19 protein-coding genes are annotated in these 22886 nt (G+C 64.2%); 13 read left to right on the forward strand and 6 right to left on the reverse strand.

Going from position 1 to position 22886, the window contains the following annotated elements; genetic code table 11:
* Positions 1-11: 11 nt before the first annotated feature.
* From OU426_RS15495 to OU426_RS15510, 4 genes are all read left to right on the forward strand, one after another.
* Positions 12-1010, forward strand: a complete 999-nt coding sequence (locus OU426_RS15495; protein ID WP_267634970.1) for an FHA domain-containing protein — start codon at positions 12-14, stop codon at positions 1008-1010.
* A gap of 16 nt (positions 1011-1026) precedes the next feature.
* On the forward strand, positions 1027-1794 hold the full coding sequence (locus OU426_RS15500) for a PP2C family protein-serine/threonine phosphatase (protein WP_267634971.1): 768 nt from the start codon (positions 1027-1029) through the stop codon (positions 1792-1794).
* A 38-nt stretch (positions 1795-1832) separates the two neighbouring features.
* Positions 1833-3131, forward strand: coding sequence for a transporter substrate-binding domain-containing protein (locus OU426_RS15505; RefSeq protein ID WP_267634972.1), 1299 nt, complete (start codon positions 1833-1835; stop codon positions 3129-3131).
* Between the two features lie 138 nt (positions 3132-3269).
* On the forward strand, positions 3270-4367 hold the full coding sequence (locus OU426_RS15510; RefSeq protein ID WP_267634973.1) for a transporter substrate-binding domain-containing protein: 1098 nt from the start codon (positions 3270-3272) through the stop codon (positions 4365-4367).
* A gap of 144 nt (positions 4368-4511) precedes the next feature.
* Here the strand turns inward: OU426_RS15510 and OU426_RS15515 are convergent, their stop codons facing one another.
* The 6 genes from OU426_RS15515 to OU426_RS15540 form a co-directional block, all read right to left on the reverse strand.
* A complete protein-coding gene (locus OU426_RS15515) occupies positions 4512-5735 on the reverse strand; it encodes a glycosyltransferase (protein WP_267634974.1) in 1224 nt (407 codons plus the stop codon).
* Positions 5732-7333 (reverse strand): ABC transporter ATP-binding protein, encoded by a 1602-nt coding sequence (locus tag OU426_RS15520; protein ID WP_267634975.1) that lies wholly within the window; start codon positions 7331-7333, stop codon positions 5732-5734. The genes OU426_RS15515 and OU426_RS15520 overlap by 4 nt, the downstream gene beginning before the upstream one ends.
* Complete coding sequence (locus tag OU426_RS15525; protein ID WP_267635053.1) at positions 7330-8433, reverse strand: ABC transporter permease; 1104 nt, start codon at positions 8431-8433, stop codon at positions 7330-7332. The genes OU426_RS15520 and OU426_RS15525 overlap by 4 nt, the downstream gene beginning before the upstream one ends.
* Positions 8433-9521 carry a microcin C ABC transporter permease YejB gene (locus OU426_RS15530; RefSeq protein WP_267634977.1) on the reverse strand — a complete coding sequence of 363 codons (1089 nt, stop codon included), beginning with the start codon at positions 9519-9521 and terminating at the stop codon, positions 8433-8435. Before OU426_RS15530 ends, OU426_RS15525 begins: the two co-directional genes overlap by 1 nt.
* 41 nt (positions 9522-9562) lie before the next feature.
* Positions 9563-11458: an extracellular solute-binding protein gene (locus tag OU426_RS15535; RefSeq protein WP_267634978.1), complete on the reverse strand. Its 1896-nt coding sequence runs from the start codon at positions 11456-11458 to the stop codon at positions 9563-9565.
* A 131-nt stretch (positions 11459-11589) separates the two neighbouring features.
* The gene (locus OU426_RS15540) at positions 11590-12117 is read right to left on the reverse strand and encodes a c-type cytochrome (RefSeq protein ID WP_267634979.1); all 528 of its coding nucleotides are present in this window, start codon (positions 12115-12117) and stop codon (positions 11590-11592) included.
* Positions 12118-12236: 119 nt separating this feature from the next.
* Between OU426_RS15540 and OU426_RS15545 the strand changes: the two genes are divergently transcribed.
* The 9 genes from OU426_RS15545 to OU426_RS15585 all read left to right on the forward strand — a co-directional run bounded on the left by OU426_RS15545 (position 12237) and on the right by OU426_RS15585 (position 22841).
* Positions 12237-13076, forward strand: a complete 840-nt coding sequence (locus OU426_RS15545; RefSeq protein ID WP_267634981.1) for a prephenate dehydratase — start codon at positions 12237-12239, stop codon at positions 13074-13076.
* A gap of 701 nt (positions 13077-13777) precedes the next feature.
* Entirely contained in the window at positions 13778-15955 is a 2178-nt protein-coding gene (locus OU426_RS15550; protein ID WP_267634982.1) for a NosR/NirI family protein, read from the forward strand.
* A gap of 11 nt (positions 15956-15966) precedes the next feature.
* The gene (gene nosZ / locus OU426_RS15555) at positions 15967-17907 is read left to right on the forward strand and encodes a TAT-dependent nitrous-oxide reductase (RefSeq protein WP_267634983.1); all 1941 of its coding nucleotides are present in this window, start codon (positions 15967-15969) and stop codon (positions 17905-17907) included.
* A gap of 4 nt (positions 17908-17911) precedes the next feature.
* A complete protein-coding gene (locus tag OU426_RS15560) occupies positions 17912-19246 on the forward strand; it encodes a nitrous oxide reductase family maturation protein NosD (protein ID WP_267634984.1) in 1335 nt (444 codons plus the stop codon).
* Positions 19212-20108: an ABC transporter ATP-binding protein gene (locus OU426_RS15565; protein WP_267634985.1), complete on the forward strand. Its 897-nt coding sequence runs from the start codon at positions 19212-19214 to the stop codon at positions 20106-20108. The genes OU426_RS15560 and OU426_RS15565 overlap by 35 nt, the downstream gene beginning before the upstream one ends.
* Positions 20105-20926: an ABC transporter permease gene (locus OU426_RS15570; protein WP_267634986.1), complete on the forward strand. Its 822-nt coding sequence runs from the start codon at positions 20105-20107 to the stop codon at positions 20924-20926. Before OU426_RS15565 ends, OU426_RS15570 begins: the two co-directional genes overlap by 4 nt.
* On the forward strand, positions 20923-21495 hold the full coding sequence (locus tag OU426_RS15575; RefSeq protein ID WP_267634987.1) for a nitrous oxide reductase accessory protein NosL: 573 nt from the start codon (positions 20923-20925) through the stop codon (positions 21493-21495). Before OU426_RS15570 ends, OU426_RS15575 begins: the two co-directional genes overlap by 4 nt.
* 1 nt (position 21496) lies before the next feature.
* Positions 21497-22408, forward strand: coding sequence for an FAD:protein FMN transferase (locus OU426_RS15580; RefSeq protein ID WP_267634988.1), 912 nt, complete (start codon positions 21497-21499; stop codon positions 22406-22408).
* Between the two features lie 25 nt (positions 22409-22433).
* Positions 22434-22841, forward strand: a complete 408-nt coding sequence (locus OU426_RS15585) for a c-type cytochrome (protein WP_267634990.1) — start codon at positions 22434-22436, stop codon at positions 22839-22841.
* Positions 22842-22886 lie beyond the last annotated feature (45 nt).

Consider the following 22886-nt stretch of genomic DNA (forward strand, 5'->3'; position numbering starts at 1 on the left):
AGGGTGATGACATGGCGAAGCAGGACAGCTCAGCATCATACTGGTTCGACAGGGACAATGATCCGGCAGCGCAAGCCGCAGAGCCCGCCCGCAGACGGTCGCTCTCGCCGCTCAACCTGTTCGCCCGCAAGCTCCGGGCCCGCGAAGAGCAGCAGGGCACCGAGGGGGCTGAGGCGACGGTCGAGCGCCCGCTTGATGCACCGGCAGAGGTTGAGGCGCCCGCCCCTGTAGCGGCCGCGACCGAAGCGGAAACCCCTGAAATGGCCGCCCCCGAGGTGGTCGCCGAGGCTGCGCCAGTCGCTGATCCTGTGGCTTCGATGGAAAAGGAAGCAGCGCCATCCGATGGCCCGATGCCTGATGCGATGACCGCGGCCGCGATCCTCGCCGCCGTGCGTGCACCGGAGCCGGAGGCCGCGCCTGAGCCGGTGGTCGCCGAGGTCAAACCCGTCACAGCGGCAACCGCCGAGCCGGAAGTGAAGCCCGTTCAGGATGCCGCGCCGGAGCCCGCCGCAGAGGCCGCGCCCGAACCCGGACCTTCCCGCCGGTCGAGCCGCGTGAAGACCACCTTCCTTGGCTTTGAACATTCCGATGGTCGCGTCGTAGATGTCTTTGCCCGCGACGATGCCGCCGCCGCCCCCGCAGCTGCCGCGCCGCAGGTCGACCGGGTTATGTATCCGGTGGGCTGGCTCGCGATTGTCGACGGACCCGGCCGCGGCAATTCCATCGCGCTTCAGGCGGGCGTCTCGCAGATCGGCCGCGGCGACGACCAGGCCATCCAGCTGAATTTCGGCGATATGGCGATTTCGCGCTCCAATCACGCCGCCATCGCCTTCGACCATGAAGACCGCCGATTCTACCTCGGCCATGGCGGCAAGACCAATATCGTGCGGCTGAACGGCAAGCCGGTCCTGTCGACCGAAGCGCTGGAAAGCGGCGACAAGATCCGTATCGGCGAAACCACCTTGCGGTTCGTGGCGCTCTGCGGCCCCGATTTCCACTGGACGACCTGAGGCGGGACCCCAGCAGATGATGTATGACGTTGCAGCAGCCGCCAGCAAAGGTCGGCGTGACTATCAGGAAGACGCCGTCGCGATCGACTTTCCCGAACGCGAGGGCCGGGGGTTCATCGTCCTTGCCGACGGCATGGGCGGCCATCAGGCGGGCGATATTGCCAGCCGCCTCGTCGTGTCGGAGATCGCCGAATTCCTCAAGGACAAGCTCTATGAGGACGAGGTGAACGAAGGGGGCATCCCCGAGATACTCAAGGAAGCGACGCTGGCCGCCAACGCCTCGATCGCCTCCTATGTCAAACGCAACCGCAATGTCGCGGGCATGGGCACCACGCTTGTGCTGCCAGTGCTGGCCGACGGACATCTCTACTGGGTGTCAGTGGGCGACTCGCCGCTTTATGTCTTCGACGGTGAGGATCTGCGCCAGGTGAACGAGGATCACTCGCTTGGGCCACAGATCGACATGATGGTCAAGTCGGGCATGCTCGACCCCGAAAAGGGCCGCAACCATCCCGACCGGAACTGCCTGACCTCGGTCCTGATGGGTTCGGCGATCGCCAAGATCGACTGCAACAAGCCACCGCTGGCGCTGCGCAAGGGTCATATCGTGATCGTGTCGAGCGACGGTCTGCAGTTCCTGACCGACGAGGAAATTCACAAGATCGTCCGTGAACATCAGAACGCCCGCAGCAGCGACCTCGTGGACGCGCTGATGACGGCGGTCGAGAAGCTCGACGATCCCGACCAAGACAATGTGTCGTTCGCGGTAATCAAAGTCACCTGATGGCAGCCGCCCAGGACCCCACAAGCAAGAACGCCGAATTGACCGCTTTCAGCCCCAATGCTGCCCAGCACGGGTGTAACGAGCAGGTCTCGGACGAGGAGAAGAAGACGATGAAACTCATCACCCGCGCTGCCCCCGCCGCCTGTCTGGCGATGCTTCTGGGATCAAGCGCAGCACTGGCACAACAGGCCTGCGAAACTTACGAGGTCAAGCGCGGCGACAACCTGCGCAATATCGCCCGCGCCGCTTATGGCGATCCCGACCTCTATCGCAAGATCTATGATGCCAATGTCGATGTGATCGGTGCCAAGGCTGACCTGATCGAGGTCGGCGCGAAGCTGAACTTGCCCTGTGCCGACGGCGCGGCGGTCGCCGCGGTTGCCGAGGCGTCGCCTGCCGCGACCGAGGAAGCTGCACTCTCCGAGACCGCGGAAGCGGCGACTGAAACTGTCGACGCAGTGGCCGAGGCGGTTGATGCGCCTGCCGCCGAAGTGACGCCTGCCCCCGAGCCCGAAGTCGTGGCCGAGGCAGCTCCTGCCGCCCCGGAAAGCGCTCCGGCCGCGCCTGCGCCCCAGGCGTCGGTCAGGCCGCTTGCCCTTGTGACCGGCAATGATTACGCGCCTTTCACCGACGAAACGCTGCCGGGCGGCGGCATGTTCACCCAGCTGGTCGAAATGGCGATGTTCCGCGCCGATCCCGGTCGCGCCTATTCGCTGACCTTCATCAACGACTGGCAGGCCCATCTCGACGCACTTCTGCCGAGCCATGCCTATGACCTGACCTTCCCCTGGTCGCGCCCGAACTGCGAGGCCCCGGAAACCCTGTCGGCAGGCGATCTGGGCCGTTGCCAGAATTTCGAATTCTCGCAGCCCTTCTATGAGGTCGTCGACGGTTTCTTCTCTCGCGCCGATAGCGAGATCGCGGCCGCCACGACCTATGACGAATATATGGGCAAGCGCATCTGCCGCCCCGAAGGTTATTCGACCGGGGTTCTTGATGGCGCGGGCCTTACAATGGACGTGGTCCAGGTCGTCCGCCCGGTGAAGGTCGCGGATTGCTTTAACATGCTGATGAAGGGCGAGGTCGATCTCGTCGCCCTCGATACGACCGTTGCGGCCGACGAGATCGCGGAAATCGGCCTGACCGGCCAGATCAGCGAGAACCCGCAGCTTTCCTCGGTGAAGACGCTGCATGTGATCGCGCACAAATCGAACCCAGAGGCGGTCGCGGCGCTCGACCTTCTCAACCAGGGCATCCTCGAGATGTACGAATCCGGCGAGTGGTACGATGTCGTTTCCACCGCGCTGAAAAACGAACAGAAGCTTGGCCAGAACTGAGAGAGATGGCCACCCCGATCTTGAAATCTGTACTCCGAACAGCTCCCGCGTAACCAGTTCGCTCTGCCCAGAGCACCCCACAGCTGAACCAACCTTTTCCAGGGCCGCCCTGGACCACGACTGCAAAGGACCATGACAATGACCAAACTGTCTGCAGCCTCCAAACGCCTCCTGGCGACAGCCGTCGTCACGATCGCCTTGCCGATCGGGGCGAATGCTCAGGAAGCCTGCTCCAAATATACGGTGAAGGCGGGCGACAGCCTCGGCTCCATCGCGCTTGCCGCTTATGGCAGCTATGACTACCAGATCATCTTCAACGCCAACCGCGAGACGCTGGCCGGCAATCCCAACAACCTCACCGAGGGGCTCGAGCTGGCGCTTCCCTGCGAGGACGGGCGTCTGTCGGCCGACCAGGATCTCGCTGCCAGCCTGCAGGAAAAAGAGCAGGCAGCCGCGACGACGAAGAAGAAATCGAACAGCTATCAGCCGCCCTTGAAGTTCGTGACCGGCAATGGCTGGGCGCCCTTCACCTCGAAGGACCTTGAGGGTGGCGGCATCCTGACCCGGATCGCCACAACCGCGCTGCAGCGCGGCGGCAACGACCGCGAATCCAAGGTGGGCTGGGTTGACGACTGGCAGTCGCACATCGACGTGCTGCTGCCGAGCGGTGCCTTCGATATCTCGATCGCCTGGGAACAGCCCGACTGCTCCAAGCTCGACATCCTGTCGGAAGAAAGCGTGAAGCGCTGCACCGACTTCGACTTCTCGCTGCCGATCTATGAAGTGGCGCAAAGCTTCTTCACTCTGAACGACAACAAGTATGTCGATGCGAAGAGCTTCACCGAGTATCAGGGCGCGAAGATCTGCCGCCCGGCGGCCTGGGGCTCTGCGGACCTCGAAGTCGAAGGTCTGGTCGCGCCATTCATCGAGATGGTGCGCCCGAAGGACCCGATCGACTGCGCCAACCTGCTGCTTGAGGGCAAGGTCGATGTCTATTCGATCGAGCTTGAGACCGCGACGGCGAACTTCGAGGAGCTCGGTGCCTCCGACAAGGTGACGCTGAACCCCTATAACGCGAAGTTCACCTCCTACCAGCTGATGACATCGAAGACCAACCCGCGCGGCCGCGTCTATCTCTCGATGCTGAACAAGGGCATCGCCGAGATGCGTGAATCGGGCGAATGGTACGACATCGTCGCCACCGGTCTGGCCGAATACAACAAGCTCGGCCAGTAACTTTCGATCCTGTGAGATGAGAAGGGCGGCACGACGTGCCGCCCTTTTCGTTGTGATCGCACCCCGCACATCCTCGGGCACATCGTTTCTCGTCGGGGGCGGGCCCCCGAGAAATGCACGCAGTGCTCGATGAGGACGCTGCCTCTAGGGCTGCGCAGCAATGTCTTCGACGAAACGGATAAGGCGCGGAAGGCAGACCTGGCGCAGGTCGTAGGTCTCAATTGCGGTCGCCCGCGCCGCGGCTCTGAGCGGATCGTCGCGGGTCGGGTCCGCAAGGGCGGCGATCAACGCCGTGGACCAGCCCTCGACATCGAAGAAATCGACGAGCCGCCCGTTTACCCCGTCCCGGATCACTTCCTCGACCGGCCCGGTGCGCGAGCCTATGACGAGCGCCCCGGCGCTCATTGCCTCGATCATCGACCAGGACAGGACGAAGGGATAGGTCAGATAGGCATGGACCCGCGTCACCTGCATGAGTGACAGGAAGGACGCACGCGGCACCTTGCCGGTGAAATGGACGCGCGTGAGGTCGAGCCGGTCCTTCACCTCGTCGAGGAAGATCTGCTTCCAGGTGCCGCTTTGCGGCGCGCGGCCATAGCTTTGCCCCTCGCCGCCGACGATCACCACTTGTGCGTCTGGCCGGGCCGCCATCACCGCAGGCAGCGCCCGCATGAAGATATGATAGCCCCGGTAGGGTTCGAGATTGCGGTTGAGGAAGGTCAGCACCTCGTCCCCGGCACGGAGCACGGGCTTGCCTTCACCGGGGGAGAATTCCGCCGTCGGATCGGGGCTGACCTCGTCCGTATCGACCCCGTCATGGATCACCGTGATCTTGTCGCGCAGAAGCGGCGGAAAGCTCCCCGCCTGCCATGCGGTCGGCGATTGCGCCGCATCGGCGTCGATCATGCTTTGCAGGATATGCGCCGCCCGCGCCGTCGTCGCCATCCGCGCCTTCAGATCAGTCTGCTGGAACTCCGGGTCGAAATCGGAATCGAGCCCGCGCGAGCGGTAGACAAGTTCGGCATAGTTGATGATCCTGGCCTCGGGCCAGATCTCGCGCAGAAACAGCATCTCGCCCCAGCCGTTATGGCCGAAGATCACGTCCGGCACGAACCCCGTGCGCTCGCGCAGCTGCGAACACGCCCCGCCCACCATCTCGCCGCAGGCGACCATGTCGGCGAAGGTGGCGCCGATGCCTTTCAGGCGGTTCTTCACCGGGCTTTTGTAATACAGCGTCCGGACCGGCGTCGGGTTGGCCTTGTTCGCCACATCGGCGAGCGCCAGCACCTCATGCCCGCGCGCCACAAGCGCCGGGGCCAGGTGCTTGAACTGGCCGGGGAAGTTCTGGTGGATGAAGAGGATCTTCATTCCGCCGCCTTCCGGTCGGCGAGGGCGGCGGCGAGGAGCGTCTGGGTATAGGGGTGCTGGGGATTGTCGAAGATCTCTGCCCCCGTACCGCTTTCCACGATATCGCCCCGGTGCATCACCGCGATCCGGTGCGAGAGCGCCCGGACGACGCGCAGGTCATGGCTGATGAACAGGTAGGCGAGCCCGTGCCGCTTCTGCAGATCGCGCAACAGCTCCACGATCTGCACCTGCACCGTCATGTCGAGCGCCGAGGTGGGCTCGTCCAGCACCACGACCTTCGGCCGCAGGATCATCGCGCGGGCGATCGCGATGCGCTGCCGCTGACCGCCGGAAAATTCGTGCGGATAGCGGCCCATCATCGCCGGGTCGAGCCCGACCTCGGCCATGATCTCGGCCACCATCTCGCGCCGGTCGCGGCCGGGGTCGACGCCATGCACGCCCAGGCCCTCGGCGATGATCTCCTCGGCGGTCATGCGCGGCGACAGGCTGCCGTAGGGGTCCTGAAAGACGATCTGCATGTCGCGCCTGAGGCGCCTCAGATCGCGCGCGCGCCACTTGCTGATATCCTCGCCCATGTAGATCACGGGCCCGTCCGCCTGGATCAGCCGCATGATGCCAAGTGCAAGCGTGGTCTTGCCCGATCCGCTTTCGCCCACGATGCCCAGCGTCTCGCCCGCGCGCACGCTGACAGAGGCGGCATTCACCGCCTTCACATGGCCGACGACGCGCTTCAGTAACCCCTTCTCGATGGGAAACCAGATGCGCAGATTTTCGGTTCGGATCACCTCGGGCGCGTCTGCGGCGACGGGGTCGGGCGTCCCGTGTGGCTCTGCCGCCAGCAGCTTCTGCGTATAGGGATGTTGCGGGTTGCCGAAAATCTCGGCCACCCGCCCCTGTTCGACGATCTCGCCCGTCTGCATCACCGCCACCCGGTCGGCGATGCGCCGCACGATGCCGAGGTCGTGGCTGATGAAGATCATCGACAGCCCTTCGCGCGCCTTGAGGTCCGCCAGAAGATCGAGGATCTGCGCCTGGATCGTCACATCGAGCGCGGTCGTGGGTTCGTCGGCGATCAGCAGGTCCGGCCCGTTCGCCAGCGCCATCGCGATCATCACGCGCTGGCGCTGGCCACCCGACAGCTGGTGCGGATAGGCACCCAGACGGCTGGCCGGATCGGCGATGCCGACCTTTTCCAGAAGCTCGACGATCCGCGCCCGCGCGCCTTGGCCGGTCACGCCCTGATGCAGTGCGAGGCTTTCGCCCAGCTGCTTCTCGATCGTGTGCAGCGGGTTCAGCGATGTCATCGGCTCCTGGAAGATGAAGCTGATCTCATTGCCGCGCACGCGGCGCAGCGCCGCCTCGCCCGCGCCCAGAAGCGCGCGCCCCTGCCAGGTCGCGCTGCCGCTGATTTCGGCATTGCCGCCGACGAGCCCGACGACCGAGAGGGCGCTGACCGACTTGCCCGATCCGCTTTCGCCGACGATGGCCAAAGTCTCGCCCTTCGCCACCTCGAAACTCACGCCCTTCACGGCGGGGATCACCCGTCCGTCCTGACGGAAGCTGACATGCAGCCCCTTGACCTTCAGAAGCGCTGTCATCGGAAGGTCTTTCTCGGGTCGAAGGCATCGCGCACGCCTTCGAAGATGAAGACCAGAAGCGACAGCATGATCGCGAAGGTGAAGAAGGCGGTGAAGCCAAGCCAGGGTGCCTGCAGGTTCTGCTTGGCCTGCTGGGTAAGCTCGCCGAGCGAGGGCAGGTTCGACGGCAGGCCGAAGCCCAGAAGATCAAGCGCGGCAAGGCTGCCGATAGCACCAGTGACCATGAAGGGCAGGAATGTCAGCGTTGCCACCATAGCGTTCGGTAGCACATGGCGGAACATGATCACCCGGTCGGGCACGCCAAGGGCGCGGGCAGCGCGGACATATTCGAAATTCCGCGCCCGCAGGAATTCGGCGCGCACCACGCCCACCAACCCGGTCCATCCGAAAAGGATCGAAAGCCCGACCAGAAGCCAGAAGGACCGCCCGAGAATCGCGAACAGGATGATGATGACATAAAGCGTTGGTGTCCCGCTCCATATCTCGATGATCCGTTGAAAGATCAGGTCGGTGCGCCCGCCGAAATAGCCCTGAACCGCGCCGGCAGCGATGCCAAGCGCCGACGCGCCGGTGGTGACGATCAGCGCATAGAAGACCGAAAGGCGGAAACCATAGATGATGCGCGCCAGCACGTCGCGGGCGGTATCGTCGGTGCCAAGCCAGTGGACGCTGTCGGGCGGCGAAGGCGCGCGACCGACATTGTCGACGGTGGTGTAGCTGAAGGGGATCGGTGGCCAGAGGATATAACCTTTCTCGACCGCCGCGCCCGCGACCTCGCCATCCGCGGCATCGGCGATGATGCCTTCGGGATCGTCCCAGCAGTCCTGCAACCCGCCCGTGAGGATCAGGCACTGGACCTCTGCGTCCTTGTAGACCGCTTCGGTCCTGAAATCGCCGCCGAAGGCGGTTTCGGGATAGAAGCGGTAGATCGGCGTGAACCACTCGCCCTTGTAGCGCACAAGGATCGGCTTTTCGTTGGCGATCACCTCGGCGAAAAGTGAAAGGCCGAACAGCACGAGGAAGATCCAGAACGACCAAAGGGCGCGGCGGTTGGCCTTGAAATTGCGCAGGCGGCGTTGGTTGAGGGGGGAAAGACGGATCATCCGGCGCGGCTTTCGAAATCGATGCGCGGATCGACCACCACATACATCAGATCGCTGATGATGCCGACGACAAGGCCCAGAAGCCCGAATGTGTAGAGCGTGCCGAAGACCACCGGATAGTCGCGTTGCACCGCCGCCTCGAACCCCATCCGCCCCAATCCGTCGAGCGAGAATAGCACTTCGATCAGGAGACCCCCGCCGAAGAGGACCGAAATGATCAGCGCCGGAAAGCCCGCGATCACCAGAAGCATTGCATTACGGAAGACATGGCCGTAAAGCACGCGCCCCTCGCTCAGGCCCTTCGCCCGCGCCGTCATCACATATTGCTTGTTGATCTCGTCAAGGAAGCTGTTCTTGGTCAGAAGCGTCAGCGTGGCGAAGCCCGAGATGGTCATGGCGATCGTCGGCAGCGTGATATGCCAGAAATAGTCACCGATCTTGGCCAGAAGGCTGAGGTCATCCCAATTGTCCGAGGTCAGGCCGCGCAGGGGGAAGATCTTCCAGTAGCTGCCGCCCGCGAAAAGGACGATCAGGAGGACCGCGAACAGGAACCCCGGGATCGCGTAGCCCACGATGATGGCGCCCGAGGTCCAGGTATCGAACGGTGTGCCGTCCTTCACCGCCTTGCGAATCCCCAGGGGGATCGACACGAGATAGGCCAGAAGCGTGGACCAGAGGCCGAGCGAGATCGAGACCGGCATCTTTTCCAAGACAAGGTCGATGACCGAGATCGAGCGGAAATAGCTCTCTCCGAAATCGAAGCGCAGATACTTGCCCATCATGTCGAAGAAGCGGACATAGGCGGGCTTGTCGAACCCGTACTGCTTTTCCAGTTTCTCGATGAACTCGGGCGGCAGGCCGCGGGCACCGGCATATTTCTCGTCGCCGAAGGAATCCTCGATCCCGGCATCCGCGCCGGTGCCGCCGGTCACGGATTTCAGCACATCGCCCTGACCTTCCAACTTGGCGATCATCTGTTCGATCGGTCCGCCGGGCACGAACTGGGTCAGGGCGAAATTCACCAGCATGATCCCGATCAGCGTCGGAATCGTCAGAAGCAACCTGCGCAGGATATAGGCGCCCATCTATCCGCTGCTCTTTCCCCGGCCCGCGCCTTTTCCAGCGCCTATCTGAAGGCCCCGGCGGCTTTCAGCGCCTCGGCCTTTTCGGGGTTATACCACCAGAAGTCCAGTTCGCCACGCCCATAGGGCGGCATTTTCTCGGGCCGCTCGAACATGTCGTAATAGGCAACGGTATATTTGTCCTTGTGCCATTGCGGCACCCAGATCCGGATCGCCCTAAGAACCCGGTCCAGCGCCTTGACCGCCGGGATCAGCCTGGCCTTGGTGTCGGCCTCCAGCACGTTGGTGATCAGCGCGTCCACCGTAGGATCGGCAAGGCCCGAGGTGTTGAAGACATCGTTCACGCCTTCGCTGCCGAAATACTGGCGCAGGCCCGCGCCGGGCTCATAGCCGGTGGGGAACTGGTCGGTCATCATGTCGAAGTCGAACTTGCGGCTGCGGTCGGTGAATTGCGATGTGTCGACATGGTCGATGATCGCCTCGATGCCGAGCTTCGTCAGGTTCTCGATGAACGGGTTGATGATCCGGTCGAAGGCATCGTCGTTTTCAAGGAACTCGACGCGCAGCACCTCGCCCTTTTCATTGCGCCGCTTGCCGTCGTCACCAACCGTCCAGCCCGCCTCGTCGAGTAGGGCCGAGGCCTTGCGCAGGTTGCCGCGGTCAAGCTGCCTGTCGCCCGAAACCGGCGCCATCACCGGTTCCTGATCGAGAACCCCGGGCGGCAGCGCCGCAGCAAAGGGTTCAAGGATCGCAAGTTCCTCGGCCGAGGGCAGGCCGGTCGCAGCCAGCTCGCTGTTTTCCCAGAAAGAATTGATGCGGGTGTAAAGGCCGTAGAAAAGGGTTTCGTTCGACCATTCGAAATTGAACATCAGCCCGATCGCCTCGCGCACGCGCACATCCTTGAACTTGTCGCGCCGCATGTTGAAGACGAAGGACTGGCCGTTAGCGATATTGCCGTGGTGGATTTCCTCTTTCCTGACCCAGCCTTTCTGGATCGCCGGAAAATCGTAGGAGGTGGCCCAGAATTTCGAGGAATTCTCGTCGCGGAAGCTGAAGGCGCCAGACTTGAACCCTTCGAAGGCAGCGGTCGGATCGCCGAAATATTCGATCCGGATCGTATCGAAGTTGTTGCGGCCCCGGTTGATCGGCAGATCGTTGCCCCAATAATCGGGGTTCCGCTTGTAGACCACGCGCTGGTTGATGTCGTAGCGGTCAAGCTTGTAGGGGCCTGATCCGATGCCGGGGTCGAGCCGGGATTCGTCAAGCTTCGCGCCCGTGTCAGTGTACCATTTCTTCGACACCACCAGCATGCCACCCGCCATCTGGATTCTGTCGCGTACCGGGCTTTCGGCCTTGAATGCATATTTCACGCGGTGAGGGTCCAGAACCTCGACACCCTCGACGAACTGACCGAGTACGGTCGAGAAAGAGGGCAGGCCGTCCTTCAGGAAAAGCTCGTAGGTGAAAAGCACGTCATCGGCTGTCAGGGGCGAACCATCCGAGAATTTCGCTTCCGGTCGCATGTTGAAGATGACCCAGCTTTTGTCCTCGGGATATTCGATGGTCGAACAGATCAGGCAGTAAAGCGATCCGATCTCGTCGGCCGTGCCGATCATCATGTCTTCATAGCCGATATTGGCGAGGACGGCACCGGAGCCCTTCTGCGTATACGGATTGAAACTGTCGAATGTGCCGACAGTTGAGAGGGATATCTCGCCGCCCTTCGGCGCGTCGGGGTTCACGTAATCCAGATGCTGGAAATCCGGCCCGTATTTCGGCGGGTCGCCGAACGTGGTGATTGCGTGCGCGCTGATGATGTTTTCCTCGGCCCGCACCGCGCCGACGGTCAGCAAAAGCGCCGCGCCCGCGATCAGTGTTCCAGCCCAGAAAGCACGCAGCCGGTGGTCGGCGACAAGGGGCAGGCTGGCGCTTCGGGTCATGGGCAGTCTCCGATGTTTTTCTCAAGCTAGACCGGCGCGGCCCCTGTCATCAAGTCGCGTTGGGGTGATCGGGACGTGAAATGAAAAGGGCCGCCCAGCGGGCGGCCCTGAAAAACATCCTGTGGCTCAGATCAGCCGCCAAGGCCCTGCAGATAGGCAATGAGGTTCGCGCGGTCCTCGATCTTCGGCAGTCCGGCGAAAGCCATCTTGGTGCCCGGCGCATAGCCCTTGGGGCTCGCGAGGAATTCGTTCAGACGCTCCGGCTCCCAGTTGCCGCCGAGGCCCTTGAGCGCGTCGGAGAAGCCGAAATCGGCGACCGAGCCGATCCCGCGCCCAACAACGCCGTCCAAGTGCGGGCCGGTGCCGTTGGTGCCGTCGACCTTGTGGCAGGCCTTGCACTTGCCGAAGACCTTTTCACCCGCCGCAGCATCGGCCGCCGCGAACACGGTCGCGAAATCGGGCCCGGCCTCGGCCGCCTCACCCTCGCCGCCGCCTTCGGCGCCGGTGTCGATCGAATAGGCCTGCGCCACTTCCTCGCCGCCGTGGCCTTCCACACCGGTATGATAGAGCGACTCTGCCGCCCATTTGCCCAGAAGGAAGATCAGGAAAGCACCGCAGAGCGCGCCGCCGGCCTTCGTTACAGTCATCGTGTCGAACATGTCGCGCCTCGGGTCTTGGCTGGTTTGCGGGCTATCTATCCGCTTCCCCCGCCGGGGATCAAGGTATAGTTAGCGCGGCGAATTGCCCTTTTTGGGGCCAGCCGCATGTGGGGAACGCCATGAAGGGTCGCATTGCCTTCCAGGGAGAGCCGGGAGCCTATTCGCATCAGGCCTGCCGCCAGGCGCGGCCGGAGATGGAGGCGCTGCCCTGCGCGACCTTCGAGGACGCGATCGAGGCCTGCCGCCGGGGGGATGCCGACCTCGCCATGCTGCCAGTCGAGAATTCGACCTACGGGCGGGTGGCCGACATCCATCACCTGCTGCCGGAAAGCGGCCTTCACATCGTTGATGAAGCTTTCGTGCGCGTCCATATCAACCTCTTGGCGGTTCCCGGAACGCGGCTTGAGGCGGTCGAGGGCGCGATGAGCCATACGGTGCTTCTGGGCCAGTGCCGGGGTTTCATGAAGCAACATGGCATCCGGCCCGTCACCGGCGCCGACACCGCCGGGTCCGCCCGCCATGTCAGCGAACTGGCCGACCCGAAGCTCGCAGCCCTCGCCTCGGAACTCGCCGGCGAGATCTACGGGCTCGAAGTGCTGGCCCGCCATATCGAGGACAAGTCGAACAATACCACCCGTTTCCTGGTGATGGCACGCGAGCCGGACCTGAAGCGCCGGGGCGACGACGGGATGATGACTTCGTTCGTCTTCCGGGTCCGCAACATTCCGGCCGCGCTTTACAAGGCGATGGGCGGGTTCGCCACGAATGGCGTGAACATGACCAAGCTGGAAAGCTACATGGTCGATGGTGTTTTCTCCGCCACCCAGTTCTACGCCGACATCGAAGGTCACCCCGACGATGCCAACGTCCAGCGCGCGCTGGAGGAATTGGCCTATTTCACCTCATACATGAAGCTTCTGGGCGTCTACCCCGCCGACCCGATGCGCCACGGTGCCTGAGTGCGGCATACCTGGCCGCGTCTGACCGGCGGCTGCCCTTGGGTGTACAGCCATGCGCTTCCCGGGCGGCGGGGCTTTTCGGCCCTTCTGAACGACTTCAACCGGACATGATTTAAATCAAGGCGCGCTGTTGCGCTGCGGTGCATTGGTTTGGCCGAGAAAGCTGTGGGGCGTGGTGCTGCCGCAGCGGAAACGGAACGAATCGAGCGGCGCATGCGTCCCCCGGCATGGAAATTCGGCCCGACGGCTAGATTGGCCGAGTTTGGGCGTCGGTGCCTGAACCTGTGCCTGATCCTGCTGCTCGCACTCGGTCTCGGGCTCGCAGGCCTGCCGCATGCCAGATCCGCCGCAGGTGCGATCGCGTACGAGATTTGCGCGGATGGGGGCAGCGGGACGGTCTGGCTCGACGCCTCAGGCGCACCTGCCCAGCCGATGAAGGATTGCCAGAAATGCCCGCAATGCCTGATCGCCGGGCTGGGCGCGATCTTCGCAGGCTCACCTCTGTTCGCGCGCCGCGATGCGCGGCGCCGGGTCGTATGGCGCCTGTCCGACAAAAGCGCACCTGTACGCCACGAAAGCCGCGCGACCGCGCGCGGCCCCCCGGCTTCACATCCTGATCTGACTGCCTTGGGCTTTGCCAGGGGTCGCACGCGCGTTGTGCCCCCGGCCCCCTCCGGGCGGCTTTCCGAGGGCGCCCAGAGATGAGATACCTCCGTTTCCTTCTATCGCTTGCCATTCTCTGGCTCGCCGTGCTGCCCGCAGCGGCGGACACGGTGCTTGCCAAATATCTGCCCGAGGTTGCCGCCGGCGATCTGGTCGAGGGTGCCGACGGGTTCGGCCCGCCCCGCGATGATCTGGCGGTTGCGCCGGTCCTTAAGGGCGGCGAAACCATCGGCTGGGCCTTCGTCACATCGGATTTCGTCGGCACGACCGGCTATTCCGGCAAGCCGATCCACACGATGGTCGCCATCGACACGGATGCGAAGGTCATCGGTGTCGCGCTGGTGAAACATTCCGAGCCGATCGTCCTCATCGGCATTCCTGACGCCAAGGTGAAGGCGCTCGCCGCGGCCTATGTCGGCCTCGATCTGGTGGCCGAGGCGCAGGCGGGCGGCACCTCGCACGATGTTGACATCATCTCGGGCGCCACGGTCACGGTGATGGTCATCGACGATTCCATCGTACGATCGGGCCTAAAGGTGGCACGCGCGCTTGGCCTTGGCGGGCTTGCGCCCGAAACAAAGGCGGCAGGTCCGCGCTTCGAGATCAATCCAGAGGCCGGTGCCGCGGCGGATTGGACGGCGCTGGAAGGCGACGGCACGATCCGGCGTCTGTCACTGGATGTGGGTCAGGTGAACGCCGCATTTGCGGGGCTTGAAGACAAGCGCGCGGCCGAACGCGCGATGACAGAGGCGCCCGACACGAACTTCATCGAGATGGAAACCGCGCTCGTCTCGGTGCCCGCCATCGGCAAGGCGGTGTTGGGCGAGGCGGAATATGCCAACCTGACGGGCTGGCTTCAGCCCGGCGAACAGGCGATCGCCGTGGTCGGGCGCGGCCTCTACAGTTTCAAGGGCTCAGGCTATGTCCGGGGCGGCATCTTCGACCGGATCGTGCTGATACAGGGCGATGTTTCGGTCCGCTTCCGCGACAAGATGCACCGCAGGCTGGTGGCGGTTACCACCCCGGGCGCGCCCGCGTTCACCGAGGCCGACCTCTTCAAGATCCCCGCCGATGTCGGCTTCGACCCGGCCGAGCCGTTCCGCATCCAGCTTCTGGTGCAGCGCGAGGTCGGGCCGATCGAAAAACTCTTCACCACCTTCGACCTTGGCTACCAGCTGCCGTCCGCCTACTTGCGTCCGGTGGTCGCCGAACCGGCACCAGCCGTGGCTGATACCGCCGGAGCGGAGGACGAAAGCGCGGCGCAGGCGCTCCTGTGGAAGAAGATATGGCAGGGCTCGAAGGTCGAGATCGCCGGACTGGTCGCCATGCTGATCGTGCTGACCGCCGTCTTCTTCTTCCAGATCTGGACAACACGGAACGAGCGCGCCTTCTTCTGGTTCCGCATCGCCTATCTGACCGTCACGCTCGTCTTCCTCGGCTGGTATGCGAACGCCCAGCTTTCTGTCGTGAACCTGATGGCCCTCTTCGGCGCGCTGGTCACGGGCTTCAGCTGGCAGGCCTTCCTCCTCGATCCCCTCACCTTCATCCTGTGGTTCGCCGTCGCCGCCGCCCTGCTCTTCTGGGGACGTGGGGCCTATTGCGGCTGGCTTTGCCCCTTCGGCGCGCTGCAGGAACTGACGAACCGCGCGGCCAAGGCGCTGCATATCCCGCAATGGACGCTGCCCTGGGGACTGCACGAACGGCTCTGGCCGATCAAATACATGATCTTCCTCGGTCTCTTCGGCGTGTCGCTGATGTCGATCGAACAGGCCGAACATCTGGCCGAGGTCGAGCCGTTCAAGACCGCGATCATCCTGAAATTCATCCGCGCATGGCCGTTCGTAGCCTACGCCGCCGCACTGCTGATCGCGGGGCTGTTCGTTGAACGGTTCTACTGCCGCTATCTCTGCCCGCTGGGTGCCGCCCTCGCCATTCCGGCACGTATACGCATGTTCGACTGGCTGAAGCGCTACAAGGACTGCGGCAATCCCTGCCAGACCTGCGCCAACCAATGCATGGTCCAGGCCATTCATCCGACGGGGGAGATCAACCCCAACGAATGCCTGAACTGCCTGCATTGCCAGGTTCTCTACCAATCCAAGACGACCTGCCCGGTCGTGATCAAGAAGCTGAAACGGCGCGAGGCCGTGGGTTCCGCCACGCCGCGCGACATTTCCGGGCACCCGAACCACCCCAAACAGCAACCTGCCGAATGAAAGGACAGATCATGTCTGACGACCTGAAGAATCGCATTTCCCGGCGCGGCCTTCTCGGCGCCACCGCCGGAACCGCAGCGCTTGCCGGCGCCTTCGCCGGGCGCGCGACCCTGACCGGCGGCGCTGTCGGTGTCGCGGCGCTCGCCTCTTCCGCGACGGCGGCGGGCGCGACCGAGGCAGCGACCGTCGCCCCCGGCCAGCTTGACGAATACTACGGCTTCTGGTCCTCGGGCCAGACCGGTGAGATGCGCATCCTCGGCATCCCCTCGATGCGCGAACTGATGCGGGTGCCGGTCTTCAACCGCTGCTCGGCCAGCGGCTGGGGCCAGACCAACGAATCGATCCGCATCCACCAGCGCACGATGACCGACAAGACCAAGGCCTTCCTTGCGGCGAACGGCAAGAAGATCCACGACAATGGCGATCTTCACCATGTCCACATGTCCTTCACCGAAGGCAAGTACGACGGCCGCCATCTGTACATGAACGACAAGGCCAACACCCGCGTGGCGCGCGTGCGCTGCGACGTGATGAAGTGCGACGCGATCCTTGAGATCCCAAATGCCAAGGGCATCCATGGCCTGCGTCCGCAGAAGTGGCCGCGCACCAACTATGTCTTCGCCAACGGCGAGGACGAGGCGCCGCTGGTCAACGACGGTTCGACCATGAAGGACGTGAGCACCTATGTGAACGTCTTCACCGCTGTCGATGCCGACAAGTGGGATGTCGCCTGGCAGGTCCTGGTGTCCGGCAACCTCGACAATACCGATGCTGACTACGAGGGCAAATGGGCCTTCTCGACCTCGTACAATTCCGAAATGGGCATGACCCTTGCCGACATGACCGCGAGCGAGATGGACCATGTCGTGGTCTTCAATATCGCCGAGATCGAAAAGGCGATCGCGGCCGGCGCCTATACCGAGCAGAACGGGGTCAAGGTGCTTGACGGCCGGAAGGAAGCGAACAGCCAGTTCACCCGCTACATCCCGATCGCCAACAACCCGCACGGCTGCAACATGGCGCCGGACAAGAAGCACCTCTGCATCGGGGGCAAGCTGTCGCCCACGGTCACGGTGATCGACGTCACGCTGCTTGATGCGGTCTTCGATGGTGCCGATCCGCGCTCCTGCGTGGTGGCTGAGCCGGAACTGGGCCTCGGGCCGCTGCACAACGCCTTCGACGGGCAGGGCAACGTCTTCACCTCGCTCTTCCTCGACAGCCAGGTGGTAAAATGGAACATCGACAAGGCCATCGCCGCCTACAAGGGCGAGGCGGTCGATCCGATCCTCGACAAGGTCGATGTCCAGTACCAGCCCGGCCATCTCAAGACCTCAATGGGCGAGACGCTGGAAGCCGACGGCAAATGGCTTGTGTGCCTGTGCAAGTTCTCGAAGGACCGGTTCCTGAACGTGGGTCCGCTGAAACCGGAGAACGATCAGCTGATCGACATTTCCGGCGACAAGATGGTCGTTGTTCACGATGGCCCGAACTTCGCCGAGCCGCATGACGCAATCGCGGTGCATGCGTCCAAGATGACCGGCATCAAGTCTGTCTGGGACCGGCAGGATCCGATGTGGGCCGAAACGCGCAAGCAGGCCGAGGCCGACGGTGTGGATCTAGACGACTATCAGGATCAGGTGATCCGCGATGGCGACAAGGTGCGGGTCTACATGTCGAGCCAGGCGCCGCAATTCGCGATCGAGGAGTTTACGGTCAAGGAAGGCGACGAGGTGACGGTGATCGTCACCAACCTCGACGATATCGACGACCTGACGCACGGCTTCACCATGGGCAACCACGGCGTGGCGATGGAGATCGGGCCGCAGGCCACGAGCTCTGTCACTTTCGTTGCGGGTCAGCCGGGCGTCTATTGGTACTATTGCCAGTGGTTCTGCCACGCTCTGCACATGGAAATGCGCGGCCGGATGTTCGTGGAACCGAAGGCGGCCTGATGCCATGAAGTTCCTTCGCCCAGCCTTTCTGCTTGCCCTTCTCCTCGCCTCTGCGGCGGGGGCGGAAGAGCTGCGGGTGGCGCCGGGCGAAGGAACGCTTGCCATTGCCATCGCCGGGGCTGAACCCGGCGATGTGCTTGCCCTGTCTGCCGGGCACTATTCAGGCCCGGTCACGCTCGACCGGACGCTGACCCTGACCGGCCCGGCAGAGGCGGTGATCGACGGCCATGGCCGTGGCACCGTGATCACGGTCACTGCCGATGACGTGGTGATCCGTGGTCTGACCGTCACCGGTTCGGGCACCCGCAATTCCGACCTCGATGCCGGGATCAAGATCGTCAAGGGTGCTGACCGCGCGCTGGTCGAAGGCGTGCGGCTGGAGGCGAACATGCACGGGATCGATGTGCACGGGTCGCGCGACAGTGTGGTGCGAGGCAATGCCATAGTCGGGCTGCAAAGCGCCCGGATGAACGAGCGCGGCAACGGCATCTATGTCTGGAATGCGCCCGGCACGGTCGTCGAGGGCAATGACATCCGCTTCGGTCGCGACGGCATCTTCGCCAATACCTCGCGCGAGAATGCCTTCCGCGACAACCTCTTCCGCGATCTGCGCTTCGCCGTCCACTACATGTACACACACGACAGCGAGGTCAGTGGCAATATCTCGGTCGGCAATCATCTGGGCTTTGCCATCATGTTCTCGAACAAGGTGGTGGTGAAGGACAACCTCTCGCTCGGCGACCGCGAGCATGGGCTGATGCTGAACTATGCCAACAGCGCCGACGTCAGCGGCAACCTCGTGCGCGGCGGGGCGAAAAAATGCCTCTTCATCTACAATGCCCACAAGAACCTGATCTACCGCAACCGGTTCGAGGGCTGCGGCATCGGCATCCATTTCACCGCCGGGTCGGAGCGCAATGTGCTGACCGAAAACAGCTTCATCGCCAACCGCAACCAGGTGAAATATGTAGGCACCCGCCAGATCGAATGGAGCTTCGAGGGGCGGGGCAATTTCTGGTCGGACAACCCGGCCTTCGACCTGAACGGTGACGGGATCGCCGATGGCGTCTACCGGCCGAACGACCTGATGGACCATATCCTATGGTCGCAACCTGCCGCCGCACTCCTGACCGGTTCGCCCGCCGTCCAACTGGTGCGCTGGAGCCAGAAGAGCTTTCCCGCCATCCTGCCCGGTGGTGTGCAGGACGCCTTTCCCTTGATGACGCCCCGAACCATTCCCGTCCCGCCCGCGACCCTCGCCATGGAGGCGGAGGTAGCGGGCCGCTGGACGCAAGGACAATATGATGACATCGACCCTGAAAATCTCGGCACTCACTAAGACATTCGCCGGTCTCAAGGCGCTTGATGCCGTGTCGCTGACGGTCGAGCCGGGCATGCGCGTCGCCCTTCTCGGCCATAATGGCGCGGGCAAGTCGACGCTGATGAAGATCGTGCTGGGCCTTCTGCCGTTCGACAAGGGCCAGGTCGAGGTCTGCGGCGCCGCGCCCGGGTCGACGGCGGCACGGGCGGGCGTGGCCTATCTGCCGGAAAATGCCGCCTTCCATCCCGCGCTGACGGGTGAAGAACAGATCGGCCATTACCTCGCACTGCGCGGCGAAAGCCCGAAGGGCGCGCGGGCGCTTCTGGAACGCGTCGGCCTGCACGAGGCCGCGGGGCGCCGGATCGGGTCCTACTCCAAAGGCATGCGGCAACGGGTCGGCCTTGCGCAGGCGCTGATCGGCAGGCCGAGGCTTCTGGTTCTGGACGAGCCGACCTCCGGCCTCGATCCGGTCTCGCGCCGCGACTTCTATGAGCTGCTCGACGGCCTCGCGGCCGAGGGCGCGGCAATCCTCCTCTCGTCCCATGCTTTGACCGAGGTCGAGGCGCGGACCGACCGACTGTTGATCCTGTCGAAGGGGCGCATGGTCGCCTCGGGCACGCTCTCGGACCTGCGGCGTGAGGCGGCGCTGCCGGTCACCATCCACATGACCGCGCGCAACGGCTATGCAGCCGACATTGCCGCGGCACTTCCCGGCAGCATCCGGTTCGGCGCGGACCTTCAGCTGTCCTGCAGTCAGGAAGACAAGCTCGGCGCGCTTGCCCGTGTGACCGGCCTCGGCGACCGGCTGGCCGATATCGAGGTCGTGCCGCCAAGCCTTGAGGATATCTACAGCCATTTCAGCCGGAGGGACGGGCAATGAACCGCATCCTCGCCACCGCTTTGACCGAGTTCCGTATCGCCTTCCGCAATCGCTGGGTGGCGATCGCCATCGGGCTTATGGCGCTTTTCGCGCTCGTCCTTTCTGCCGCCGGATCGGCGCCGACCGGGGCGCTGGGCGCCGACCGGCTGTCGGTTACTGTTGCCTCGCTCACCTCGCTTGCGGTCTATCTCGTGCCGCTTCTGGCGCTTCTGATGGCCTTCGACGCCATCGCAGGCGAGGCGGAGCGCGGCACGCTGCCGCTGCTCCTCACCTATCCCGGAAGCCGGGTGGAGATATTGCTGGGCAAGCTCGCGGCCCATCTTTGCGTCCTCGCGCTCGCCCTTCTCGCAGGCTACGGGCTGGCCGCCGTCGCCGCGTTCCTTGCGGATCCGGGCGCGGCTTCGGGACTGCCCGCGCTTTTCCGGCTTGGCTGGACCTCTCTTCTCCTCGGCGCCACCTTTCTTGGCGCGGGTTACGCGCTGTCCGCGCTTGCCCGTCGCCCATCGGGCGCGGCCGGCCTTGCGATGGGTCTGTGGCTCGGCGCCGTCGTCCTCTATGATCTGGCGCTGCTCGCCGCCGTGGTCGCCGATGGCGGTGGCTGGTTCACGACGGATCTCTTCCCGCTCGCGCTTCTGGCCAATCCGGCGGATGCTTTCCGGCTTTTCAACCTCGCCGCTTCCGAGGCGACGGCGGCGGCGGCCGGTGTCGGCGGCGCTGCGGCGGCCGTCCCTCTTTGGCAATCCGCGCTTTCGGTGCTCCTCTGGCCGCTTGGCGCGCTCGCACTTGCCAGTGCCGCCTTCCGGAGGGTGACGCCGTGAAACGCCTTCTCCTGATCGCGCTTGTCGCGCTTGCTGCCTGCAGAGAGGAAGCACAGGACGTGACCCCGGTCGCCCTGACCGAAGAGGCTGTCGGCCACTATTGTCAGATGAACCTTATGGAACATGAAGGGCCGAAGGCGCAGGTGCATCTCGACGGCGTGCCCGGGATGCCGCTCTTCTTCAGCCAGGTTCGCGATGCCATCGCCTATGCCCGGCTGCCTGAGCAGGATGGGGTGATCCTCGCGATCTATGTCAATGACATGGGTGCGCCCGGCGCCAGCTGGGCCGAGCCCGGGGCGGAGAACTGGATCGCAGCCGACAGCGCCTACTATGTGACCGGCTCCAGCGCCGAAGGCGGCATGGGCGCGCCGGAACTGGTGCCCTTCGCCGATGAAGCGAAGGCCGCGGCTTTCGCGGCCGAGCGCGGAGGCGCCGTCCTGCGTCTGGCCGATGTGCCCGACAGCGCGGTCCTCGCGCCTGTAGAAGTCGGCGAGAGCCCCGCAACCGAAGCAGGCGACGCCGATTATCAGGCGCGCCTCAAGGCCCTGTCCGAAACCGTCGGAGAATAAGATGCAGACCCGCCGCCGCTTCCTCGCCATAACCGCCGCCGCACCCTTCGCCCTCGCCGGTGCGACCCGCGCCGCCTTATCTCCGACTTGGACCGGCGTGGCGCTTGGCGCGCGGGCAAGCCTGCGCATCGACCATCCCGACGCCGCCCGCATTGCCGAAGAGGTCACGTCCGAGATTGCGCGGCTTGAGGATATCTTCAGCCTCTACCGGCCCGATAGCGCGCTTGTGCGTCTGAACCGGACGGGCCGGATCGACGCCCCGCCGCCCGAGCTTCTGGAATGCCTGACGCTTGCCGGCGCCGTCCACCGCGCCAGCGGCGGCCGTTTCGATCCGACGATCCAGCCCCTCTGGGCACTCTGGGCCGAGCGGGCGGCGACGGGCGCGAGACCGACCCCGCCGGAACTGGAAGCCGCACGCGCGCTCGGCGGCTGGGCGGAACTCAGGCTCGACAGCAGCGCGGTGACGCTCGCGCCCGGCATGGCGCTGACCCTGAACGGAATCGCGCAGGGCTATGTTGCCGACCGGGTGGCTGCCCTAATGGAAGGCCAAGGTCTGACCGATATCCTCATCGACACCGGTGAAATCCGCGCGCTTGGCGGTCAGCCGAACGGGGGCGACTGGCCCGTCCAGTTGGCGGAGGGCGGCCTCGTGCCGCTCCGGCAGCGGGCGCTCGCGACTTCGGCACCCCTTGGCACGACCTTCGATGCAGACGGCCGGTCGGGCCATATTCTCGATCCGATGACGGGGGAAGCCGCGCCGCACGTCTGGCGCGCGGTCAGCATCTCGGCACCTTCGGCAGCGCTGGCCGACGCGCTTTCAACGGCCGCCTGTTTGATTAAGGTCAAGGCGGACATCGATGCGATTCTCTCTTCCTTCCCCGAAGCGCGCTTCGAAGCCGCCGTCACATTGTAGTTCAGTCAGAATACAGGAGAGCCCCGTGCTAAAGACCACTGCCCTGTTCGCTTTCAGCCTTTTTGTCGCCGCCCCGGCTTTGGCCGGCGACCCGGTTGCGGGCGAAGCCGATTTCAAAAAGTGCAAGGCCTGCCATTCGATCATTGCCGCCGACGGCACCGAGATCGTCAAGGGCGGCAAGACCGGCCCGAGCCTCTGGGGTCTCGACGGCAAGACTGTAGGCACCGCGGCAGATTTCAAGTATGGCGACTCGATCGTGGCCGTCGGTGCGGCAGGCGCCACTTGGAACGAAGCCGAGATCGCCGCCTATGTGACGGATCCGACCGCCTGGCTGAAGGAAAAGCTGGGTGATGACAGCGCCAAATCGAAAATGACCTTCAAGTTGGCCAAGGGCGCGGAAGACATCGCGGCCTACCTCGTGACCCTCAAGTAGGTTTGCGCAACCCCGCGCCTCCGCCTGCCGCGCTTGGCGCGGGGT

It is taken from the genome of Frigidibacter sp. RF13, from assembly GCF_026626305.1.
In the GTDB taxonomy this organism is placed as follows: domain Bacteria; phylum Pseudomonadota; class Alphaproteobacteria; order Rhodobacterales; family Rhodobacteraceae; genus TMP-24.

Coding starts and splice junctions, on each gene's coding strand:
- OU426_RS15500 (WP_267634971.1), top strand. CDS start 1,027: ATGATGTATGACGTTGCAGCAGCCGCCAGCAAAGGTCGGCGTGACTAT.
- OU426_RS15530 (WP_267634977.1), bottom strand. CDS start 9,521: ATGGGCGCCTATATCCTGCGCAGGTTGCTTCTGACGATTCCGACGCTG.
- nosZ (WP_267634983.1), top strand. CDS start 15,967: ATGTCTGACGACCTGAAGAATCGCATTTCCCGGCGCGGCCTTCTCGGC.
- OU426_RS15545 (WP_267634981.1), top strand. CDS start 12,237: ATGAAGGGTCGCATTGCCTTCCAGGGAGAGCCGGGAGCCTATTCGCAT.
- OU426_RS15495 (WP_267634970.1), top strand. CDS start 12: ATGGCGAAGCAGGACAGCTCAGCATCATACTGGTTCGACAGGGACAAT.
- OU426_RS15570 (WP_267634986.1), top strand. CDS start 20,105: ATGAACCGCATCCTCGCCACCGCTTTGACCGAGTTCCGTATCGCCTTC.
- OU426_RS15520 (WP_267634975.1), bottom strand. CDS start 7,333: ATGACAGCGCTTCTGAAGGTCAAGGGGCTGCATGTCAGCTTCCGTCAG.
- OU426_RS15565 (WP_267634985.1), top strand. CDS start 19,212: ATGACATCGACCCTGAAAATCTCGGCACTCACTAAGACATTCGCCGGT.
- OU426_RS15550 (WP_267634982.1), top strand. CDS start 13,778: ATGAGATACCTCCGTTTCCTTCTATCGCTTGCCATTCTCTGGCTCGCC.
- OU426_RS15510 (WP_267634973.1), top strand. CDS start 3,270: ATGACCAAACTGTCTGCAGCCTCCAAACGCCTCCTGGCGACAGCCGTC.
- OU426_RS15540 (WP_267634979.1), bottom strand. CDS start 12,117: ATGTTCGACACGATGACTGTAACGAAGGCCGGCGGCGCGCTCTGCGGT.
- OU426_RS15535 (WP_267634978.1), bottom strand. CDS start 11,458: ATGACCCGAAGCGCCAGCCTGCCCCTTGTCGCCGACCACCGGCTGCGT.
- OU426_RS15515 (WP_267634974.1), bottom strand. CDS start 5,735: ATGAAGATCCTCTTCATCCACCAGAACTTCCCCGGCCAGTTCAAGCAC.
- OU426_RS15580 (WP_267634988.1), top strand. CDS start 21,497: ATGCAGACCCGCCGCCGCTTCCTCGCCATAACCGCCGCCGCACCCTTC.
- OU426_RS15560 (WP_267634984.1), top strand. CDS start 17,912: ATGAAGTTCCTTCGCCCAGCCTTTCTGCTTGCCCTTCTCCTCGCCTCT.